The organism is Streptomyces sp. 1331.2 (assembly GCF_900199205.1).
Classification (GTDB): domain Bacteria; phylum Actinomycetota; class Actinomycetes; order Streptomycetales; family Streptomycetaceae; genus Kitasatospora.
Map to the genome: position 1 here is coordinate 1,629,705 of NZ_OBMJ01000001.1, position 20,580 is coordinate 1,650,284.

At 73.3% G+C, this 20,580-nt stretch carries 21 protein-coding genes; 10 read left to right on the forward strand and 11 right to left on the reverse strand.

Features of this window, described 5'->3' with window-relative positions; translation table 11 throughout:
* The first annotated feature begins 60 nt into the window (after nucleotides 1-60).
* On the forward strand, nucleotides 61-699 hold the full coding sequence (locus tag CRP52_RS06890; RefSeq protein ID WP_097235589.1) for a ScbR family autoregulator-binding transcription factor: 639 nt from the start codon (nucleotides 61-63) through the stop codon (nucleotides 697-699).
* Between the two features lie 46 nt (nucleotides 700-745).
* Here CRP52_RS06890 and CRP52_RS06895 read toward each other — a convergent pair whose 3' ends face one another.
* Together CRP52_RS06895 and CRP52_RS06900 are read right to left on the reverse strand one after the other, a co-directional pair.
* Nucleotides 746-1,423 (reverse strand): alpha/beta fold hydrolase, encoded by a 678-nt coding sequence (locus CRP52_RS06895; RefSeq protein ID WP_257032326.1) that lies wholly within the window; start codon nucleotides 1,421-1,423, stop codon nucleotides 746-748.
* Nucleotides 1,424-1,536: 113 nt separating this feature from the next.
* Complete coding sequence (locus tag CRP52_RS06900) at nucleotides 1,537-2,208, reverse strand: DedA family protein (protein WP_097235590.1); 672 nt, start codon at nucleotides 2,206-2,208, stop codon at nucleotides 1,537-1,539.
* A 262-nt stretch (nucleotides 2,209-2,470) separates the two neighbouring features.
* Between CRP52_RS06900 and CRP52_RS06905 the strand changes: the two genes are divergently transcribed.
* The 5 genes from CRP52_RS06905 to CRP52_RS06925 all read left to right on the forward strand — a co-directional run bounded on the left by CRP52_RS06905 (nucleotide 2,471) and on the right by CRP52_RS06925 (nucleotide 8,291).
* Nucleotides 2,471-3,409 (forward strand): ArsR/SmtB family transcription factor, encoded by a 939-nt coding sequence (locus CRP52_RS06905; RefSeq protein WP_097235591.1) that lies wholly within the window; start codon nucleotides 2,471-2,473, stop codon nucleotides 3,407-3,409.
* 146 nt (nucleotides 3,410-3,555) lie between these two features.
* Nucleotides 3,556-3,738, forward strand: a complete 183-nt coding sequence (locus CRP52_RS06910) for a hypothetical protein (RefSeq protein ID WP_097235592.1) — start codon at nucleotides 3,556-3,558, stop codon at nucleotides 3,736-3,738.
* Nucleotides 3,735-6,092, forward strand: coding sequence for a TOMM precursor leader peptide-binding protein (locus tag CRP52_RS06915; protein ID WP_097235593.1), 2,358 nt, complete (start codon nucleotides 3,735-3,737; stop codon nucleotides 6,090-6,092). Before CRP52_RS06910 ends, CRP52_RS06915 begins: the two co-directional genes overlap by 4 nt.
* A 201-nt stretch (nucleotides 6,093-6,293) precedes the next feature.
* On the forward strand, nucleotides 6,294-7,568 hold the full coding sequence (locus CRP52_RS06920; RefSeq protein ID WP_097235594.1) for a sensor histidine kinase: 1,275 nt from the start codon (nucleotides 6,294-6,296) through the stop codon (nucleotides 7,566-7,568).
* 111 nt (nucleotides 7,569-7,679) lie between these two features.
* Nucleotides 7,680-8,291 (forward strand): response regulator transcription factor, encoded by a 612-nt coding sequence (locus CRP52_RS06925; RefSeq protein ID WP_097235595.1) that lies wholly within the window; start codon nucleotides 7,680-7,682, stop codon nucleotides 8,289-8,291.
* A 19-nt stretch (nucleotides 8,292-8,310) separates the two neighbouring features.
* Here the strand turns inward: CRP52_RS06925 and CRP52_RS06930 are convergent, their stop codons facing one another.
* From CRP52_RS06930 to CRP52_RS37370, 6 genes are all read right to left on the reverse strand, one after another.
* Nucleotides 8,311-8,952, reverse strand: a complete 642-nt coding sequence (locus tag CRP52_RS06930) for an NADH oxidase (protein WP_143685668.1) — start codon at nucleotides 8,950-8,952, stop codon at nucleotides 8,311-8,313.
* 127 nt (nucleotides 8,953-9,079) lie between these two features.
* The gene (locus tag CRP52_RS06935) at nucleotides 9,080-9,958 is read right to left on the reverse strand and encodes a TauD/TfdA dioxygenase family protein (RefSeq protein WP_097235597.1); all 879 of its coding nucleotides are present in this window, start codon (nucleotides 9,956-9,958) and stop codon (nucleotides 9,080-9,082) included.
* Complete coding sequence (locus CRP52_RS06940) at nucleotides 9,955-10,425, reverse strand: lasso peptide biosynthesis B2 protein (RefSeq protein WP_097235598.1); 471 nt, start codon at nucleotides 10,423-10,425, stop codon at nucleotides 9,955-9,957. The genes CRP52_RS06935 and CRP52_RS06940 overlap by 4 nt, the downstream gene beginning before the upstream one ends.
* Nucleotides 10,422-10,679: a lasso peptide biosynthesis PqqD family chaperone gene (locus CRP52_RS06945; protein WP_257032327.1), complete on the reverse strand. Its 258-nt coding sequence runs from the start codon at nucleotides 10,677-10,679 to the stop codon at nucleotides 10,422-10,424. The genes CRP52_RS06940 and CRP52_RS06945 overlap by 4 nt, the downstream gene beginning before the upstream one ends.
* Nucleotides 10,660-12,642, reverse strand: a complete 1,983-nt coding sequence (locus tag CRP52_RS39270) for an asparagine synthase-related protein (protein ID WP_097235600.1) — start codon at nucleotides 12,640-12,642, stop codon at nucleotides 10,660-10,662. The genes CRP52_RS06945 and CRP52_RS39270 overlap by 20 nt, the downstream gene beginning before the upstream one ends.
* Before the next feature lie 186 nt (nucleotides 12,643-12,828).
* Complete coding sequence (locus CRP52_RS37370) at nucleotides 12,829-12,954, reverse strand: lasso RiPP family leader peptide-containing protein (RefSeq protein ID WP_107474887.1); 126 nt, start codon at nucleotides 12,952-12,954, stop codon at nucleotides 12,829-12,831.
* Nucleotides 12,955-13,235: 281 nt separating this feature from the next.
* Between CRP52_RS37370 and CRP52_RS39275 the strand changes: the two genes are divergently transcribed.
* The 3 genes from CRP52_RS39275 to CRP52_RS06960 all read left to right on the forward strand — a co-directional run bounded on the left by CRP52_RS39275 (nucleotide 13,236) and on the right by CRP52_RS06960 (nucleotide 15,345).
* Entirely contained in the window at nucleotides 13,236-13,397 is a 162-nt protein-coding gene (locus tag CRP52_RS39275; protein ID WP_257032328.1) for a hypothetical protein, read from the forward strand.
* Between the two features lie 92 nt (nucleotides 13,398-13,489).
* A complete protein-coding gene (locus tag CRP52_RS06955; protein WP_306458843.1) occupies nucleotides 13,490-14,710 on the forward strand; it encodes a sensor histidine kinase in 1,221 nt (406 codons plus the stop codon).
* Complete coding sequence (locus tag CRP52_RS06960) at nucleotides 14,701-15,345, forward strand: response regulator transcription factor (protein WP_179852703.1); 645 nt, start codon at nucleotides 14,701-14,703, stop codon at nucleotides 15,343-15,345. The genes CRP52_RS06955 and CRP52_RS06960 overlap by 10 nt, the downstream gene beginning before the upstream one ends.
* 87 nt (nucleotides 15,346-15,432) lie before the next feature.
* Here CRP52_RS06960 and CRP52_RS06965 read toward each other — a convergent pair whose 3' ends face one another.
* Nucleotides 15,433-16,461, reverse strand: coding sequence for an ornithine cyclodeaminase family protein (locus CRP52_RS06965; RefSeq protein WP_097235602.1), 1,029 nt, complete (start codon nucleotides 16,459-16,461; stop codon nucleotides 15,433-15,435).
* Nucleotides 16,462-16,847: 386 nt separating this feature from the next.
* Between CRP52_RS06965 and CRP52_RS06970 the strand changes: the two genes are divergently transcribed.
* Nucleotides 16,848-19,166 carry an MMPL family transporter gene (locus CRP52_RS06970; RefSeq protein WP_257032329.1) on the forward strand — a complete coding sequence of 773 codons (2,319 nt, stop codon included), beginning with the start codon at nucleotides 16,848-16,850 and terminating at the stop codon, nucleotides 19,164-19,166.
* A 188-nt stretch (nucleotides 19,167-19,354) separates the two neighbouring features.
* Here the strand turns inward: CRP52_RS06970 and CRP52_RS06975 are convergent, their stop codons facing one another.
* Complete coding sequence (locus CRP52_RS06975; protein WP_097235604.1) at nucleotides 19,355-20,164, reverse strand: alpha/beta fold hydrolase; 810 nt, start codon at nucleotides 20,162-20,164, stop codon at nucleotides 19,355-19,357.
* Between the two features lie 127 nt (nucleotides 20,165-20,291).
* The gene (locus tag CRP52_RS06980) at nucleotides 20,292-20,516 is read right to left on the reverse strand and encodes an MbtH family protein (RefSeq protein ID WP_097235605.1); all 225 of its coding nucleotides are present in this window, start codon (nucleotides 20,514-20,516) and stop codon (nucleotides 20,292-20,294) included.
* Between the last annotated feature and the right edge of the window lie 64 nt (nucleotides 20,517-20,580).

A 20,580-nucleotide genomic window follows, 5' to 3' on the forward strand; every position in this document is an offset into this window, starting at 1 on the left:
TTCGCAGAGGTATCAAGCAAGGCTCGGCCTCGCAGCAGAGACCAGCACGGGAGAGGGACCATGAACAGCCGCAACAGCGATCTGTGGACAGCCGTCGGGACCAAGACCGCCCTGCGGGAACTCAAGCAGGAACGCGCCGGCCAGACCCGCAGGCAGCTGCTGGACGCCGCTGCCAGGGCCTTCGCCGACAAGGGCTTCCCCGCTGTCACGCTCCAGGACATCGCCGACCGGGCGGAGGTGACCAAGGGCGCCGTCTACTTCCACTTCAAGAACAAGGAGGCGGTGGCCGTCGCGGTGACCGAGGAGTTCTACACCCAGCTGCCCGCCGTCGCCGAGGCGGTGATGGACAAGCAGCTCCCGCCGCTGGACGCGGTCGCCGAGTTCCTCCTTCAGACCGCCGTCTTCCTGCGGGACAACCCGGTGGCGCAGGCCGGTGCCCGGCTGCAGATCGAGCGGAACCTGGTCAACGCCGACATGCCGACGCCGTTCAGCGGGTTCACCCAGCTCATCACCGAACTCCTGGCCCGCGCCCAGCACGAGAACGCCTGGCAGCCCACCGCCGACGCCGCCACCATCGCCCGCGTCGTCGTCGCCGCGTTCTTCGGCAGCCAGCACATCTCCTGGGTCGAGCACAACCGCCAGGACCTCACCGACCGCGTCCGGGAGATCCTCGACATCGTCCTCCCCTGCCGCGCGTAGCACTCCCCTGCACCGCCCCGATCGCCCCCTGGACACCAGCGACCCGTCAGCCGGTGTCCGGGGCCAGCGCGTCGAGCACGGCCGCCAGACCGGACGGGTCGCGGCGGGCGATGTCGTGACCGACCGGAAGCTCGTGCACCCGCCAGGCCGGGTCCTCGCGCAACCGCTCCGTCAGCGGCCCGAACGGGCTGGCCGGCCATGCGCCACCGCTGACGAAGGTACGGCCGTACCCGTGCCCGGAGCCGCCCCCCAGCCTGACCGACTGGAGGAGGCTCGGCAACGGATGCGGCCGCGCCCGGGGGTCGAACCGCTCGGGCACGGCCACCCACCGGCCGTCGGCACGGGAGCCGCAGGTGAACAACCCCCGGAAGTGGTCGCTGGTCAGCGACCAGCAGGAGTCCCCGTCCGCCGGGACGTAGGCATCGATGAAGACGAGCTGGTCGAGCCGGTCACCGACCCGGTCCGCGGCACCGGCGATCACCATCCCGCCGTAGCTGTGCCCGCACAGCGCCAGCGGCCCGCCCCCGCTCCCCTCGACGAGCTCGGCCACCTGGTCGATGTGGGTGTCGAGGTTCGGCGGCCGGTCCCGATCGTCCGGGCCGTCCGGCTCCAGCCCCGCCAGTGTCACCGCCTCGACCTGGTGACCGCCCCGGCGCAGCTCGGCCGCCACCGGGTCGAACGCCCACCCGCCGCACCAACCACCGGGCACCATCAGGAACTTCACCTACGCCATGATAGGTCCCACCCCGGCAACGCCGGACACGCCCGAGGGGCGGCCCCGGAGGACCGCCCCTCGATCATGTGACGCCGAACCACCGGTCGACGCCGCCTGCGGTGTCACCCGCGGTGCCGGGCGCTCGGCCGACGGCGCATCCGCACCAGGAACCAGCGGCCGACCACCAGGACGCCCACCACCACGACGCCCTTCGACACCCAGCCGCCGTACTCCTCCACCAGCTGCCAGTTGTCGCCCAGCCAGTACCCCAGCAGCACGAACAGGGTGTTCCAGATCAGACTGCCGGCGGCGGTCATGACGGTGAAGGGCAGCAGCGGCATCCGCTGGATCCCGGCCGGAACCGAGATGAGGCTGCGCACCACCGGCACCATGCGGGCGATGAACACGGCCTTGCGGCCGTGCCGTTCGAACCACGCGTCGGCCTTGTCGATCTCGTGCGCGCTGAGCAGCGGGATCCGGGCGGCCAGCGCCCGGGTCCGCTCGCGCCCCAGCAGGGCGCCCACCGCGTACACGATCCAGGAGCCGACGATGGACCCGATGGTGGTCCAGAGGATGACGGCCGGCAGGCTCAGCTTGCCCTGTCCGGCCGCGAACCCGGCGACGGGGAGGATGATCTCGCTGGGGATGAACGGCAGAACGGTGTCCACCAGGTTGGTCAGGCCCGAGCCCACGGCACCGAGGGTGGACATGACGTCGACGGCCCATCCGGCGATGCCGCCCACGGGCTCGGCGGAGGGGGAGGCGAGCGACACGGAAGCCAACGTTGCGATCATGCCGTCCAGGCTAGGAGTACCCGCTCGGCCGCCACCATGCGGTCAACCGCCCAGTCCCGCTGCGGTTTTCCGTAACCACGGGGCGCGGCCTCCGACCACCCCCGCGGACCGCCCCCGCCGACCGCCCGCCGCCGATCCCTGAGATTCTCACGGTCCGCCGCATGACGCACGCACACGGCCCACGGGAGCCAGGCACTGTTCCCGCGGGCGCCGCGAGCCCACTGTCGAAGTGTCATGACACCGACGTTCGGGGGCGGCATCGATGCAGCGGGTTCACTTCACGGGTACCGATCTGGCGCGCGTCCGGCTGCAGAGCAGCCTGGGGCCCCTGCTGGAGGGCGTCTTCGCGCTGCGGCTGCTGACCCGGCCCTGGCCCGCCGACGTGAACGTACGGTGGTCCGTCGCCGTCCGCAACGCCCTGCGGGGCAGCACCCGGGCGGCGCTGCCGGTGCCGCTCACCCGGGGCGCCGAGAACGTGCCGCTGCGGCTGCTCGAACGGCCGGCGCACGAGGAGGCGGCGCAGCGGGCACCGGGCGCCGGCGAGGAGGACACCCGGCTGGCGCTCGACATGTGGCGCGCCGGGGTGGCCCCGTACTGGGGGCGGATGCTCCAACGGCTGGAGGCGGTCTGCGACGCGCACGGCAGGATCGCGGCCGCCGGCGGGGTGGAGCAGCTGCTGTCGACGCTGCACCCGCGGATCTCCTGGAAGGCGCCGGTCCTGGAGGTGGACGACGGACCCGACCTGGACGTCGCCCTCGACGGGCGGGGCCTGGTGCTCAAGCCCTCGGTGTTCCTGCCCGGCGAGACCGGGCGGGTGGTGACCCGGGAACGGGACAGCGGCCAGACCGTGCTGGTCTTCTCGGCCGCGCCCGAGCTGGTCGCCGGCTGGGACGACGCCCCGGTCGCGGACGGCCACGGCGGTGCGGAGGGCGAGTCCCAGGCGCTGAGCGCCCTCGTCGGGCAGACCAGGGCCGCGGCCCTGCGGGTGCTGACCGACACCTCCACCAACTCCCAGCTCGCGGCCCGGCTGGGGGTGACGCCGGGGGTCGCGAGCCGGCATGCCGCGGTCCTGCGGGAGACCGGGCTGATCAGCACCCGGCGGGTGGGCAGCAGCGCCCTGCACACGGTGACCCCGCTGGGCATGGCCCTGCTCGGGCGGCAGTCGCGCCGGGTCGTGCCGTTCACCAGCTCGGTGGCGTGACGTCACGAGCCCGGCGGCATGACGTCTTCACACTCCGGAAGTGATGGCAACACTTTCCCTTTCCTTTACCGTTTTCGCAGAATCTTGGCGCGAACCCCACCGCGGGCCGAAACGTTTCGTCAGAAACAGAAGGAGAACCGGCAGCAATGAACACCCTTCCGACCATCCGCACCGTCACCGGCAACGCCGCCCTCGGCACCGCCGCCACCGACCTGGTGATCGAGGACCTCGACACCGTCGCGCCGCAGGGCGTGGCCCTGTTCACCGTCTGCGTCATGTCGGCCCAGCCCGCGCCCACGTCGACCACCGGGGGTCAGCTCGGCGCATGACCATCACACGGGGGAACGAACCGACAACGACGACCGACGACACCGGCCGGGTAGGCTTCAAGAGCCATCTCCGGCCCGAAACCGTGCCCGGGCAGGCGGTGTACCTGGTCTCCCAACGCGGGCTGACCACACTGCGCGGAGTACCCGCCGAGGTGCTGGCGCCCCTCCTGGACGGCACCCGCACCACCGACGCCGTCCTGCGGGAGGCGGCACCGGCGCTCGCCGCCGAGGACGCCCTCTGCTCCCTGCGGGCGCTCGACTCGGCGGGCCTGCTGCGGGTGCGCCCCGCCTGCCGATCCGCCCGCCGGACACCGCAGCGGCCCGAGGACCGGACGCGGCACCGCACCGGGAAGGACACCGAGGGCCCGGCCGCCGAAGCGTTCTGGGACCTGCTGGGCCTCGACGGCGGCCAGGTGCCGGCCGCCCTCGCCCGGGCCCGGGTACGCGTCCTCGCCCTGAACGACACGGACCCCGACGAGGCCCGCACGGCGCTGGCCGGCGCCGGCCTGCACCCGGTGACGGACCCGGGCGCCCCCGCGGACCTGTCCGTGGTGCTCTGCGACGACTACCTCTCCCCCCGGCTCGCGGACGTCGACGCCGCGCACCGCCGGGAGGGGACGCCCTGGCTCCCGGTCCGGCTGGGCTGGTCGAACCCGTGGTTCGGCCCGGTGTTCCGCCCGGACGACGGCCCCTGCTGGCACTGCCTGGCGTCCCGGCTGCGCGGCCACCGCACCTCGGAGGAGGTGCTCCGGCACGCTCTCGGCCGGCCCGACCCCGTGCCCCTGCCGCCCGCGACCCTGCCCGTGGTCCGCCGGCTCGCCCTGAACCTGGCGGCGCTGGAGGCCGCGAAGTGGCTGGGCGGGCTGCGCGGCCCGGAGCAGTCCACCGTGCGCACCCTGGACACCGTCACGATGGCCACCGGCGCCCATCCGGTCCCCCGGATCCCGCAGTGCCCGTCCTGCGGGGACGGCGGCCTGGTGGCCCGGCGGGTCCGGGCGCCCTTCCGGCCGGTCTCGCGGCCCAAGGCCGCCGGCACCGGCAACGGCCACCGCGCCCTGACGCCCGAGCAGATGCTGGAGCGCCACCGCGACCTGGTGGATCCGGTCACCGGGGTGGTCAAGGAGCTCCGGCGGGCCCCCGGCAGCCCGGACTTCCTCCAGGCCTTCCTGTCCGGGCCCAACCTCGCCATGCCCGGCCGTTCGCTCGCCGGGCTGCGGGCCGGGCTGCGCAGCCTGAGCGGCGGCAAGGGCCTGACCGAGACCGAGGCTCGGGTGAGCGCCCTGTGCGAGGCCGTGGAGCGGTACAGCGGCACCCGGCACGGTGACGAGCCGGTGGTCCGCGGCTCGCTGCGCGGCCTCGCGCCGGCCGCCCTGCACCCCAACGCCGTCCAGCTGTACGGCGAGGAGCAGTTCCGCGAGCGGGAGCGGTGGAACGCGCGGGGTTCGCGCTTCCAGTACGTGCCGCCGCCCTTAGACCCGGACCGGCCCACCGACTGGACGCCGGTCTGGTCGCTGACCGGGGGTGTGCACCGGCTGCTGCCGACGTCGATGCTGTACTTCGCCGCGGAGGCCGCGCCCGACGGCCTGTGGGCGGACTCCAACGGCAACGCGGCCGGCAGCTCGCCCGAGGACGCGCTCGTCCAGGGCTTCCTGGAGCTGGTGGAGCGGGACGCCGTCGCGCTGTGGTGGTACAACCGCAGCCGCCGGCCCGGAGTGGACCTCACCGCCTTCGACGCCGACTACCTGCCGGAACTGCTCGACGGCTACCGCGGGTTGAACCGCTCGCTCTGGGTGCTCGACCTCACCTCCGACTTCGGGATCCCGGTCATGGCGGCGCTGTCGCGCCGCACCGACAAGCCCGCCGAGGACGTGGTCTTCGGGTTCGGCGCCCACTTCGACCCCCGGCTGGCGCTGCGCCGCGCGCTGACCGAGCTGGGCCAACTCCTGCCGGCGGTCGGCGCGGTGACGGCCGGCGGCACCGGGTACCGGGTCGACGACCCGGAGGCGCTGGAGTGGTGGCGCACCGCCACGCTCGCCCGCTGCGCCTACCTGACGCCCGACCCGGCGGCGGCTCCCCGGTGCCCCGGCGACTGGGCGTACACGCCGACCGGGGACCTCCTGGACGACGTCACCGCGATCACCGGGCTGGTGCGGGAGCGCGGCATGGAGCTCCTGGTGCTCGACCAGACGAGGGCGGACCTCGGGATCCCGGTCGTGAAGGTGATCGTTCCCGGGATGCGGCAGTTCTGGGCCCGGTTCGCGCCGGGCCGGCTCTTCGACGTCCCGGTGGCGCTGGGGCTGCGGAACTCACCGCTCCCACGGGAACAACTCAACCCCGTACCGCTGTTCGTCTAGGGGCAGGCCCCAGTCAGGAACGGGGCGGGGAGGCGCGGCCTGCGCCTCCCCGCCCCGGCCACCGGTTCCCCCGGCCACCGGCGGTCGGCGTACCAGGCAGGGCGGTCGAGTGTGACGGACATTCAACTTTCCTCCGTACGCCAAGATATGATCGACACAAGTGCGCGCAGGGGGATGCGAGCAGAGAAGGCCGCGGAGACGATGCAAGTTCCCGATGAACTCAGCCACGACGACTCCAGTCGACCGGACGGCGGCGGAGGACAGGGAACGGAGAGGGGCTACCGCACACCACTCGCCCCGCGCTTCGCGCTGCTCATCCTGACCTCGGCGCTCCTGAGTTACCTCGGCATCACGGCCCTCAACATCGCGGGCACCGACCTGTCACCCGCGCACATGGCGATCTGCCTGATCCTCCTGATCGCCATCTTCCTCCTCCAGCTGAAGCACTCCCGTCCGGGCGCCGAACAGGCACCCGCCGCGCGGAAGTGGGCGACCCTCGGCGTCCAGGCGCTGCTCACCTACCTGCCGGTGCCGCTCTTCGACGCCCAGTGGGGCGCCATGGCGGGGTTCCTGGCGGGCTCGCTGCTGCTGCTCCTGCCGCCCCGGCTCGGCTGGCCGCTGTACGGCGCGGTCGGACTCAGCATGCTGGTGCCCCCCGCGCTCGACGACCGCTCGCTGCTGGACAGCCTCTACCTCTCCCAGTCGACGCTGCTGACCGGCCTCGTCGTCTACGGACTGTCCAGACTCACCGCGCTGGTACGGCAGTTGCACGAGACGCAGAACGAGCTGGCGCGGCTCGCCGTGATCCAGGAGCGGCTGCGCATCTCGCGCAACCTGCACGACCTGCTCGGCTACAGCCTGTCCGCGATCACCCTGAAGAGCGAGCTGATCCACCGCCTCGTCCTGATCCAGCCGCAGCGCGCCAAGACGGAGGTCGAGGACGTCCTGGCCCTCTCCCGCCAGTCCCTGGCCGACGTCCGCCGGGTCTCCCGCGGCCTGCGCGAGATGTCCCTGGAGAGCGAACTCTCCTCGGTCGCGGGCGTACTGGAGGCCACCGACGTGGAGCTGACCACCACCGTGCGGCTCGGCGAGCTGGGCCCGCAGGTCAACACCGTCCTCGCGGCCGTCCTGCGCGAGGCGGTCACCAATCTGCTGCGGCACTCACGGGCCGGCCGCTGTTCCATCGAGGCCGTCCAGAGCGGTGACCGGGTGCGGCTGACGGTGACCAACGACGGGGTGGACCCGGGCTACCGGGACGCCTCGCAGCACAGCGGCGCAGGCCTGGAGAACCTCAGGATGCGCGTGCACTCCGTCTCCGGCTGGCTGACCGTCGCCCATCTGTCCGACGGAACGTTTCAGCTGACCGCGGAGGCCCCGGTCTCCGTCGCCCCCGAGCAGCGGGAGGCCACCGAGGGCCCGGACACCTGGGAGCCCGGGCAACCGTCCGTGCTGCCGCACAGCGGCCCGGCGGCCTGACCACCGGCCCCACCCGCCCCGGACCCCACCTCCGGGTCCGTCCGGCGCTCCCGCCGTCCGCATCCTCCCGTCCCCCACCGCAGGCCCACCCGGCCTCAGAGGAGCTTCGACATGGACATCCGCATTCTGCTGGCCGAGGACATGCACATGGTGCGCGGTGCCCTGGTGGCACTGCTGGACCTGGAGGACGACCTCAGCGTCGTCTGCGAGGTCGCCCGCGGCGACGAGATCGTGCACGCGGCGCTGGAGCACCGGCCGGACGTCGCCGTGATCGACATCGACCTGCCGGGCGTCGACGGGCTGACGGCGGCCGCCCGCCTGCGCGAGCGGCTGCCCGAGTGCCGTGCGCTGATCCTGACCAACCTGGGACGGCCCGGCACCCTGCGGCGGGCCCTGATGGCCCAGGTCTCCGGATACCTGCTCAAGGACGCGCCGCCCGGCGAACTGGCCAGCGCGATCCGCCGGGTGGCGGCCGGACAGCGGGTGATCGACCCCCAGCTCGCGCTGGACACCTGGAACAGCGAGGAGACCCCGCTCACCGAACGCGAGACCGAGGTCCTCCGGCTCGCCTCCGAGGGCCACGACCCGGCGGAGATCGCCACGTTGCTGCGGCTCTCCCCCGGCACCGTGCGCAACTACCTGACGACGATCGTCTCCAAGCTCAACGCGCGCAACCGGGTGGACGCGATCCGCGCCGCCCGCGAGGCGGGCTGGCTGCTGTGACGGCTGTCCTGATCCGCCGTCAGCGGGCAGCGCCCGGGCGGACCGGGTCGGCCGGAACGGCCATCCCGGCCGCCCGGAGGTAGCCGATGACCCCCCGGGTGACGCCGGGCGGCAGCGGGAGCGCGGCCACCGCGTCCTCCGGCAGGCACGGGCGGACCAGCATGCCGATGACCCAGAACGCCTCGGGACGGTGCACCACCACCCGGTACGGGCTGGCCGGGGTCTCCAGCACCACGCCCTCGGTCCGGACCACCAGGGTCGCGCCGACCACCAGCCGCAGCCGCCGCACCGGACGCCCGGCCAGCGTGAAGGCCGCGTTCCGGGTCAACGGGTAGACCGACAGCAGCGGGCCCACCAGGTCGTCCATCGCCAGGGTGCGCACCACCAGGTGGGCCACCTGCCGCAGGGCCGGCAGCAGGACCAGGTCGGTCGGGACGCGGCCGCCCGTACCGGGCACGCGGTCCACGTTGGTCAGGTTCACCGGCCCGAGTTCCATCCGGCGCAGCGCCTCGCGCACCAGGCCGTGGCCGTCCACCGGGAGCCGCTGGACGCCCCACCGGCCGCTGAGCACGGTCTCCGTCGCGCCGTCGCCCGGGACGACGACCACGTCCTCGTCCAGCGACCAGAGGTGCACCACCTGATGCTCACTCGTGTCGCTCAATGGGGCCTTCCCGGCCGGAACAGATGTCTGTGTGAAGAAATTATGGCGCGGCCGGATCACCACGGACATGTCCGCGCTCACGGCGTGCGCATGAAGATCTCACATCCACCCTGCCCGGCTGGGCAGTTCAGGCGCGGGCGGCCGGCACGACGCTGGTGATCCGCCGGGTGACCTTGCGGTGGCCGGGTGCGGCCGGGACGGCCTTGTGCAGCACCGAGGCGTTGTCCCAGACCAGGACGTCCCCGACCGTCCAGCGGTGCCGATAGACGTTCGCCGGCCGCGTCACCGTGTCGTAGAGCAGGGCGAGCAGCTGCCGGCTGTCGGCCGCCGGGCGGCCCGGGATGTCGCGCAGCCAGTGCTCGTTGAGGACGAGGGCCGGGCGCCGTGTGGCGTGGTGCGGCGCCACCAGGGGCCGGACGAAGTCGGTCAGCTCGGCGAGCTTGCGCTGCCGCTCCTCCTCGGACAGCACGACGGTCCGCATCGCCGTCGCCCGCCGCATGTCCTGCTCGGCGATCTGCCGGCACGGGAAGCTGCCGTTCAGGCCGGACACCTCCGCCCGGACCTCCTCGGGCAGGGCGGCGAGCCCGGCGCGCAGATCGGCGAAGAGCGTCTCGCCCTCCTCCTGCGGGGCCTCGTCGCAGGTGAGCAGGGTGACCAGGGAGCGATCGGGCGCGAAGGAGCCGTCGGCGTGCCAGTACTGCCCGCCCGCGTTGGCGCCGAGCCCGCGGACGTTCGTCTGCAGGCGCACCTCGGGGTGCCCGGGCGCCCGGTGCTCGGCGGGGAAGACCGTCTCGGGCTCGCCGAACCAGCGCGCCAGCCCGGTGAACTCCGCCGGGTCGCGCGGGAAGCCGGTCAGGTGCAGCACGCCGTACTCCCAGAGCAGGGCGCGCAGCTCCTGCGGGCCGTGGTCGCCGGGCGCGAAGCCGTCGATCCGCAGCCCGAGGCCGAAGCCGGTCAGTTCCGTCGTCTCCGCCGCCCTCGGGAGCGCGCTCGTCGCCTCGCTCATCGCCGCGCTCCCGACCGCGCGGCAGGCCGCCTTCCCGGCCGCTTCCCGGACCGCTCCTGCGGGGGCACCCGGATCAGGGTGGTGTGGTAGCCGCGCGGGTACGGCTCGTCGACCGGCTCGCCGTCGACCTCCACCCAGGCGTGCGCCAGGAAGGGGACCACCCGCACGCCCGAGCACCAGGTGGGCCAGTGGCCGTGCACCCGGCAGAGCAGCGCGGTGGCCAGGGAGCGCTGGACGCAGCCCTCGCCGGCGCAGCTGACGCTCACCGCGACGACCGCGCTGCGGCTGCGGCTCGCCTCCTCGGCGGTGGACGGCCGGGCGCCCCGGCGCAGGAACTCCAGGACCGTACGGATCCGGGCCGGCGGCTGGTGCATCAGGACCCGGGCCGCCGCCGTGGCCAGCCACGGCAGCACCCGCCGGTGCGCGGCCAGCCGGGGACGGTGGGTGATGGCGACGGGCGAACTCACGGCGTCACCAGCCCGGCCGTGCGCAGCTTGGCGAGCAGGGCGGCGGCGTCCTGCTCGGCCTGCTCGGGCGCCACCCGGGCACCGGCCGCCGCCTCGACCGCTGCCTCCCGGGCGCCCCGGCCGGCGAGCAGGCCCTGGAGGACGCGGGCGCCCGAGCCGTTGAGCCGCCAGTAGCGGCCCGACCTCTCGTCGAGCAGCACCGCGCCGTCGTCGGTCTCGGCGATCGACACACCGTCAGCGAGGTTGAGGGGCACGGCGGTCCTTCCCGTGGTTCGGCTCGTGGCCGGGCTGGTGGCTGGGCTGGTGGCCGGGCGCGTGGTTCGCACCGGCCGGTTCGGTCGCGGGCGCGTCGGCGGGCGCATCGGCGGGCGCCAGGCCCCACCGGGCGCGGGCGCGCAGCCAGTTCTCGACGGCCATGGTGGAGTCGAGGGCGCCCCAGGGCAGGCCGGGCGGGTAGGCGGACAGCGCCATGTGGCGCAGCGTCGGGCCGTCGACCAGGCCCAGCCCGGCCAGCAGCGGCTGCTCGAACAGCTCGGCGAGCTGGCCGCGGTGGCGCTGCTGGCCGCGGAAGAAGTCGTCGGAGAACTCGCCCTTGGTGGCCCGGTTCAGCGACCCCTCGGGCATCGTGCCCCGCATCGCCTCGACCATGAGCGGCTTGTACGTCCACGGGGAGCTGCGCTCCTCGGGGCGGACCGCCAGGCAGGCCTCCAGCACCCGGTCGTCCAGGTAGGGGGCCTGGAGGACCGCGCCCTCGGCGCCGGTGACGGTCTCCGCGAGCCGCACCGCCGCACCGAGCTGGCGGGCCAGGTCGATGGTGGTGTGCGCGGCGCGGGTCGGGGCGTAGGGCTGCGCTGCGCCGGCGCGCCGGCGCAGCTCGTCGATGAGGCCGGACGCGGCGTCGGCGGTGACCCACGGCGGCAGCCGCAGCGGGTACTCCCAGCCGAACAGCGGCTGGTTGGCCGGCGGGAACGGCTTGGTCAGGTCCTCGGCCTCGGCGGCCAGCCAGACGCCGTACGGACGCCGGTCGGCCAGGGCCCGCAGGGTTGCGGAGGCGGACCAGCGGCGCATGGCGCGCATGCCGGCGAGGTGTTCGCGGGCCAGCCCGGGGCGCCGGCGCGTCAGGTCGTGCAGGTAGCTGGGCTTGACCGCGAGGACTTCGTCGCCGCCGTGTCCGGTGAGGTGCACGTAGGCGCCGGCGGCGGCCAGCCGGCGGGCGGTCTCCTTGAGCCTGGCCACCGGGCGGATCCAGCGGGTGGGCTCATCCAGACCGGTGATGGGGCGGGCCACGTCCTCGAACATGTCAGGGAGTTCGCCGGGCCGGAAGACGGTGTGCGTGATGTGGTCGCCGTCCAGCAGGTCCTGCGCCTTGCTCGCCCAGACGTGGTCGTCGTGGGTGGGGTCGGCCACGCCGATCCGCACGGTGACCAGGCCGCCGCGGGCGCGGCCGGTGGCCTCGGCGGCCAGGAAGCTGAGTGGGGTGGAGTCCAGGCCGCCCGAGAGGTCGGAGCCGACCACGGCGCGGTCCCTGACCCGCACCGCGACCGCCTCGGCGAGGGCCCGTCGCAGGGCGGGCGCGCCCTGGGCGCGGTCCAGCTCCTGCGGCGGCGGCTGCCACCACGGCCGGATCCGGGAGCGGCCGTCCGCGCCGATCAGCAGGCAGCTGTCCGCGGGCACCAGGTCGACGCCGGACCAGAGCGGTTCGGTGAGGGAGGACGGGGTCATGGCCAGCAGCCGTGCGGTGAGGCGGACCGGGTCCAGGGGGGCGTCGGCCAGGGTGGCGAGCAGGTCGGCGCGGTCGGAGGCGATGGTGCAGCCGTCGACGGTGGCGGTGAAGACCCGGCGCACGCCCGAGGCGGTGCCCTGGACGCGGACCGCGCCGTCGATGCTCGCGACCAGGTGGGCGCTGCCGGCGAGGGAGTCGGCGAACCCGTCCAGATCGGCGTGGTGCCGCACCCGGCGCGCCCGGTCTTCGAGTTGACTGCCGGTCAGCGCGTGGGTGCCGGTGACCAGCAGCGCCGTGGTGCCGTGCCGGGCGTGGACGGCGGTGGCGATGCCGGTGCTCCCGTCCGGGGACTGTCCGACCACCCAGGGGCGCCCCGAGGCGTGGGTCAGGGTGAATCCGACGTGGTCGCCCAGTCGCCGGGCCACCCGGACCGCGGACGGGCAGTCGGGCAGGGCGACGAACCAGGGACCAGGGGGATCCGGGTTCTCTAGCATGGTTCCTCCAGCACGGTTCCTCCGCGATTCCGCGATTCCGCAATTCCGCGGGCAGCGGCAGGGCGGAATGCGGGGGGTGATTCCCCCGCATTCCGCCGCCGCCTGACGTCGTTCAGTTCATCCGGTCAGCGACCGGCCGTTCCGACGCGGTCGAAGCGGATTCGACGCGGTCGGCGCGGATTCGACTTAGTCGAAGTGGATGAAGAAGTCCGCCAGCGGGAAGCCGACACCACGGGTCAGCTCGTCGTAGTCGCCGAGCTCCGAGAGCTCCGGGGCCTCGTAGACCAGGCCGGCCTCGATTTCCTTCTCCATGGCTACCTCCGGTTGTGAGTGGGGATTCGTTCGGGCGATTCGCTCGAACGGATCCCAACGTAGCCCCGGTCCGACAACCCGGAAAAGGAAATCCCGGCGGGTTGGCAGGAAAGGGTCACCGGCGTTTGCCGGGCATTGCGCGGACCCTGCGGGTTTCCGCAGGAGCGGCACTGCGGAGAACACCACTGCACCGGGCGGCAATCCTCATACCGCCGCCGAGCAGCGCTTCCTAGCGTGGAAGGGCATCGGGGCGCCCGCCCCGGCCGACCGACCCCGCAGGCTTGGAGACCACCGTGCACCTCATGCTCCCGGCGCTGCCCCAGGAACCCGCGGACGGCGTCGCGGGCCGGGCCGCCGACCTCGTCGACCCCCTGGGCGGCCCCGGCTGCCCGGCCGTGCGGGTGCGCAACCGCAACCAGGCGCAGCAGCGGCGCAGTTCATGACCGGAACCGCTCTTCCCGACCGTACGGCCCGGGCCGCCGCGCAGTCCTGGCGATCTTGCCCGGGCTGCGCGGCCGCACTAGGCTCGGGGCTCGTGCGAGGAGATTCAGCGGGCGCCGCATCCCACCACCCGACGGGGTTCCCGGGTGGCCAGGGCACCGCTGAGGACGAGGCCGCCACGGCGCCCCCCTCCTGGCCGCGGCGCAGCCTGGGAGTGCTGATCGGCTGTCTGACCGCCCTGGTCGGCGCGCTGTACTTCCTCGTCGTCGGCGCCGCCTTCGGTCCCTTCCTGCTCTGGCCGCGCAGCCGGCCGAGCGCGCTGGAGGTCCTGGTGGCCGGGGCGCGCCGGCTGACGGCCCTGGAGCGCAACCGGCGTTCGGTCTTCTTCGGCGACCGCTTCCCCGAGCACTACAAGGCGTCCGACCAGAAACTCCTGCGCTACCTGGCGGTGCGCTGCTACACCGGTCTGCTCTGCGCCGTCGTGATCGGACTGCTGGGCTTCGGCGCCATGCTGGCCGGGCTGATGGTCAACGGGGCGACCCGGGGAACCCTCGACTGGGACCAACTCCTCACCCAGGCACTGCTGGGCGGCGTCCTGCTCTTCCTCGACCTGCAGGGCCTGTACTCGCTGGCGGCGCTGGACACCCGGATCGCCCGAGAGTGCTTCGGCCCCTCCGAGCGGGAGCTGCTGCAGCGCCGGATCGACGAACTCGCCACCAGCCGGGCCGCGGTGGTCCAGGCCGTGGACGCCGAGCGCCGGCGGATCGAGCGCGACCTGCACGACGGCGTCCAACAGCGCCTGGTGGCCCTGGGGATGCTGCTGGGTCGGGCCCGCCGGGGGCGCAACCCCGAACAGGCGAGCGCACTGCTGCTGCAGGCCCACGAGGAGTCCCAGGGCGTGCTGACCGAGCTGCGCGAGGTGGCCTGGCGGGTCTACCCCTCGGCGCTGGACAGCCTCGGCCTGGAAGAGGCGCTGGGCGGGGTGGCCGAGCGGTGCAGCATCCCGCTGCGGACGCGGTTCGAGGTCGGCGCGGCGCTGCCCAAACCCGTGGAGACGGCCGCCTACTTCGTGGTGTCCGAGTCCGTGACCAACGCCGCCAAGCACTCCTCGGCTTCGGCCATCTCGGTGCGGGTGACGCTCGACGGCGCCCTGCTCACCGTCCGGGTCGAGGACAACGGCACCGGCTGCGCGGACCCGGCCGGCAGCGGCCTGACCGGGCTGCTCAGCCGGGTGGCCGCGCTGGACGGCGTCCTGCACGTCGACAGCCCCCCAGGGGGACCGACCACCATCACTGCGGAGATCCCATGCGCGTAATCCTCGCCGAGGACTCGACCCTGCTGCGGGAGGGCCTGGTCCGGCTGCTCGTCGAGGAGGGCCACGAGGTCCTGGCGGCGCTCGGCGACGCGGTGACGCTCCTCCAGGAGGTGGAGGCGCGCAAGCCGGACGTCGTCGTGGTCGACATCCGGATGCCCCCGACGCACACCGACGAGGGGCTGCGGGCGGCTGTGGAGATCCGCGAGCGCTGGCCGGAGGTCAGCGTGCTGGTGCTCTCGCAGCACATCGAGCGCAACTACGCGGCGAAGCTGCTGGCGTCCAACGCGGAGCGGGTCGGCTACCTGCTCAAGGACCGGGTGGCCCAGGTCGAGGAGTTCCTGGACGCGCTGGAGCGCATCCACGCGGGCGGGGCGGCGATCGACCCGGAGGTCATCCGCCAGCTGGTCATCCGCACCACGCACGGCGATCCGCTGGCCCGGCTCACCCCGCGCGAGCGCACGGTGCTGGAGGCACTGGCCCAGGGGCACACCAACACGGCCATCGCGCAGAAGCTGCACATCTCGCTGAGCTCGGTGGAGAAGAACCTGAACACGGTCTTCGACAAGCTGGAGCTGAGCCACACCACCGGCTACAGCCGGCGCATCCTCGCGGTGCTGCGCTACCTCGAATCCTGAGCCCGGAGGGCTGAGCCCCCGCTCCCGTGCCGGAGGCGCAAGGCACGGGAGCGGGGCGCGCCGCCGGGACGGGCCCTGGGACCGGCCCTACGCGAAGGCGTAGGGGTTGAGCGCGTCCTCGGGCAGGTGCTCGATCTGGACGTGGTCGCCCATCCCGGCCTCGGCGGCGAGCTCCAGCAGGACGTCGAAGGCCACGTGGTCCTCCAGCGCGAAGCCGGTGGAGTCGAAGACGGTCAGGCCGTCCCGGTGCGCCGCCGCGAGGGCCGGGTCCGCGCACAGCTCCATCAGGTCGGGCCCGAGGTCGCTCTCCGCCAGCTGCTGGGACTCGCCCTCGCGCAGGGCCTGGCCGCGGTGGTCGGCCGTGACGAAGGCGGACTCCAGCACGTGCCGGGGCACCTCGAACTTGCCGATCAGGTCCGCCCCGATGGCGTTGATGTGCACGTGCGGGCGAAGGTGCTCGCCGAGCAGCACCGGGCCGGCGCCGACCGCCACCGAGGTGACGGTGCAGATGATGTCGGCCGCGGCCTCGATCTCGGCGACCGTCGCCACCCGGACGTCCAGCCCGAGGAACTCCACCCGTTCGGCGAAGGACCGCGCGTGGCCCGGCTCGACGTCGTGGACGAGGATCCGCTCCAGCGGGAAGGCCCGGCTGAGGGCGTGGGCCTGGGCGACGGCCTGCGCGCCGGCCCCGACCAGGCCGAGCACCCGGCTGTCCGGGCGGGCCAGCAGCCGGCTGGCGATCGCCGAGGCGGCGCCGGTCCGGATCGCGGTGGGCAGGATCCCGTCGCAGACCGCCAGCAGACGGCCCGTCACGTCGTCGTACCGGGTCATGGACCCGATGATCGTGGGCAGCCGGTGCTCCTGCGGATTGGACGGCGTGTAGCCCACGGTCTTGATGGTGATCGAGTCGCCGGGCCGATGGTGCGGCATCCATTCGAGGATGGCGGTGTCCCCCGGGCCGCGCAGGAATCCTTCCCGTGCCGGGGTCACACCGCCGCGCCCGCCGTCCCGGAACACGTCGCCCAGCCGGGCGATCATCCGGTCCATGAAATGGTCGAAACCCTTTTCCTTGACGATCTTGGCAATATGCTGCCGGGTGAGGACCACAGTTTCCATTATTTCCCCTTGCCTAATGCCACGAATGACATCTTCCTGTCGACGGGCTTGCCGAGCCGTGCGATCCGAAAGGGCGAACCGGAAAATGAAGCTAGCCGCCGGAATTCGTCGGGTCAAGATTCCGGCCGGGAGCCTTACGGGAAACCGCACGGCCCGCGTTACGGGAACCCCCAGGCCGCGGACTGCGGAAACCCGGGGATACCAGGGCGGTTTACCTCGTGTCCCGGCCCGGCGCCCGTCACTAACGTTTTCCCCATCGCCACGACGGCAGCCGCCCGCGCGGTTTCCGCAGCAATGGAAGGAAGCAGAACGTGCGAAAGAAGCCGGCAACGGTAAGGGTCGCGCGATGGAGTGCCACGCATCCGTGGTCCGCCATCGGACTGTGGGTGGTCTTCGTCGTGGCCTGCCTCTTCCTGGGCGGGGCGGCCGGGAGCAACAAGATCAGCGACTCGGAGTCCGGGGTCGGTGAGTCCGGCCGCTCGGGCCGGATCGTCGCCTCCGGCCACTTCACCGAGAAGCCCGAGGAGAACGTCCTGATCACGGCCCAGGCCGGCGGGGCGCTGGACCTCAAGGCCGCCCAGCAGGCGGCCCAGGAGCTCGCCGGCCGGATGAAGGCGCTGCCGGAGGTGGAGAGCGTCGGCCAGGCCGTCCCCTCCCCCGACGGCAAGGCCCTGCTGCTCCCGGTGACCATGAAGGGCGACACCGAGAACGCCGACCGGCGCATCCAGCCGCTGCTCGACGCGAGCGCGGCGACCCAGGACGCCCACCAGGGCCTGCGGATCGACCAGGTCGGCACCGGCTCGACCGCCAAGGGGCTCACCGAGACCCTGGGCAAGGACTTCCAGAAGGCCGAGTTCATCAGCCTTCCGCTGACCATGCTGATCCTGCTGGTCGTCTTCGGCGCGATCATCGCCGCCGGGGTGCCGGTGGTCCTCGCCATCTCCTGCGTCGGCGCCGCGACCGGCCTGTCGGCGCTGGCCTCGCACGTGCTGCCGGAGACCAGCGCGGTGAGCAACGTCATCCTGCTCATGGGCATGGCCGTCGGCGTGGACTACTCGCTCTTCTACCTCAAGCGGGAACGCGAGGAACGCCAGAAGGGCGCCTCCCGGATCGACGCCATCGAGATCGCCGCGGAGACCTCGGGGCACACCGTCCTGGTGTCCGGCGCCACCGTGATCGTGTCGATGGCGGGCCTCTACCTGGCCCAGGAGGCCACCTTCGCCTCGCTGGCCACCGGCTCCATCATCGTCGTGGCCGTCGCCGTGCTGGCCTCGCTGACCGTGCTGCCCGCGCTGCTCGCCAAGCTCGGCCGCTGGGTGGACCGGCCCAAGGTCCCCTTCCTGTGGCGGCTGACCATGCGCTCCGGCGAGTCCAAGCTGTGGCGGGCGCTGCTGAAGCCGGCCCTGGTCCAGCCCGTGCTCACCCTCGTGGTCTCCGTCGGCGCGCTGCTCGCGCTCGCCGTGCCCGCCCTCGACATGAGCCTGAAGCAGCCCGGCTCCGACGACCTGTCCCGCGACATCCCCGTCGTCCAGGCGATGGACCGGCTGACCGCGGCCTTCCCGAGCAAGGGCACCGTGCACCAGGTGGCCGTCCGCGCCCCCGCCGACCAGGCCGACAAGGTCAAGGGCGCCCTCACCACCCTGCTCACCCGCACCTCCGCCGACGCCGTCTTCGCCCACGACCGGACGCCCGAGATCCGCGAGTCGCAGGACCGCACCGTCCACGTCGTGCAGGTCGGCACGCCGCACTCGCCCAAGAGCGACGGCGCCCGGCAGTCCCTCGAACTGCTGCGGGCCTGGGTGCCCGAGGCCGTCCAGGGCGTCCCCGGTGTCGAGAGCGGCGTCGGCGGCAAGGTGGCGCAGGGCATCGACTTCACCGGCCATCTGAAGGACCGGATGCCGTGGGTGGTGGGCTTCATCCTGCTGCTGACCTTCGCCACCATGGCCTTCATCTTCCGCTCGCTGGCCGTGGCGCTCTCCGCGATCCTGCTGAACCTGCTGTCGGCCGGCGCCGCCTTCGGGGTGCTCGTCGCGGTCTTCCAGCACACCTGGGCCGAGAAGCTGCTGGACTTCCACAGCACCGGCGCCGTGGTCTCCTGGCTGCCGCTGTTCCTCTTCGTGGTGCTGTTCGGCCTCTCGATGGACTACCACGTGTTCGTGGTGAGCCGGATCCGCGAGGCCGCCCTCACCGGCGCGAGCGTCAAGGAGGCCGTCCGCGACGGCATCTCCCGCTCCGCCGGGGTCGTCACCAGCGCGGCGGTCGTCATGGTCGGGGTGTTCGCGATCTTCGGCACGCTGAGCATGGTCGAGTTCAAGCAGCTGGGCGTGGGCCTGGCGGCGGCGATCCTGCTGGACGCCGTGGTCATCCGGATCTTCGTCCTGCCGGCCCTGATGGCGGCCCTCGGGAAGTGGAACTGGTGGCCGGGCGGCCTGCCCGGCGGCCTCCGCGGACAGCGCGCGGGCGCCGGCCAGGGCCACCGGGAGCCGGTGCTGGTGGAGGAGCCGCCGTTCGCCGAGCAGTACGTCCCCTACGCCGTGCCGGACCGCAGCGCCACCGCCTCGAACGGCTACGGCGCCCCGGCCTACCACCCCGCCGAGCAGGCGTACGGGACGACCGGCGACGGCCGGGCGCCCCACCTGACGCAGGCCTGGCCCCCGCCGCGGCCCCAGGGCCACGACGGCCGACCTGACTCCTACCAGCCGTAGGGCAGGTCCCCCGAACGAGGGGGGAGAGGCGCCCGGGCCCCCGTCGGGCACCTCTCCCCCCTCCCGTGTGCAGGCACGGCGCACGCGCCTCCGGCCGGCTCCGGTTTCCCCCGGGCCGGCCGGAGGCGTGCGTGCGCCCGGGCGGTCGCTGCGGCCGGGTGGTGGTCGTGCTCGGCCGGTGGTCGTGCTCAGTCGGTCGCCGCGCTCAGGAACTCCACCAGGAGCTTGTTCACGGTGTCCGGGTCCTCCAGGTAGCCGTAGTGGCCGCAGCACTCGACCAGGTCGAACACCGCCCCCGGCACGGCGTTCGCGACCTCCCGGCCCAGGTGCGGCGGGGTGACCACGTCGTCCGCGAAGGCGATCACCTGGCAGGGCACCCGGATGCCCCGGTAGGCCTCCAGACGGTCGTCCAGCATGCTCAGCTCCATCTGGGCACGCAGGCCGGGGCCGCCCGCCGGGGCCAGCTCGAACAGGTCCAGCCAGTCGGCCAGCGCGGCGTCGTCGTCCAGGGTGCGCGGCGACAGCGACCTCAGCGCGCGCAGGACGGCGGCGTAGCGCGGCGGCAGCAACACCCCGGCGTCGTGCAGCTCGATCTCGGCCCGGTTGAGGGCCGCCCGCAGGGTGTCGGTGCGGCCGCGGGTGGCCATCAGCACGACCCGGCGCACCAGGTCGGGCCGGGCCAGGGCGAGCTCCTGGGCGACGAAGGCGCCCAGCGAGGTGCCGACCACCCGGACCGGGCCCAGGTCGAGCCGTTCGACGAGGCCGGCGACATCGCCCACCAGGTCCCGGATGCTGAAGCCCTCGGGGCATTCCGAGGACGGCGGAATGCCCCGGTTGTCGAAGGTGATCACGCGGAATCCGGCGGCGGTGAGCGCGGGCACCTGGTGCAGCTGCCACACGGTGGCCCCGCCCCCCGTCCCCTGGATCAGCACGACCGGCTCACCCGCGCCGGTGTCCTCGTAGTGCAGGCGTATTCCGTTGACCGGGACGACCGGCATCCGGGATTCCCCCTTCGGTGTGGTCTGGCGCCGCCCTGGCCGGGCGACGGCGTACTTTCCGCAGAAAAGCCGGGTGGCCCGCCCCCGGGCGCCGGGAAGCGCTCGCGGGCGGGCCACACGGGGAGTTTCAGGAGGCGTCGGCGCCTTCCATCTCCCGTACGAGACTGGCGGGGCGCATGTCCGTCCAGTGGGTGTTGATGTAGTCGAGGGCCGCGTCGCGAGCGGTCGCCTCCAGGGCGGTGCGCCACCCCTCGGGCACGTCGATGTACGCCGGCCACAGGGAGTGCTGGCCCTCGTCGTTGACGAGCACGAGGTAGCTGCCCTCGGGGTCCTCGAAGGGGTTGCTGCTCATGCGATCGCTCCTTTTCCGAAGATTCCGGAGAATTCTTTTTCTTCCGACGGTTTCCACTCGCAGG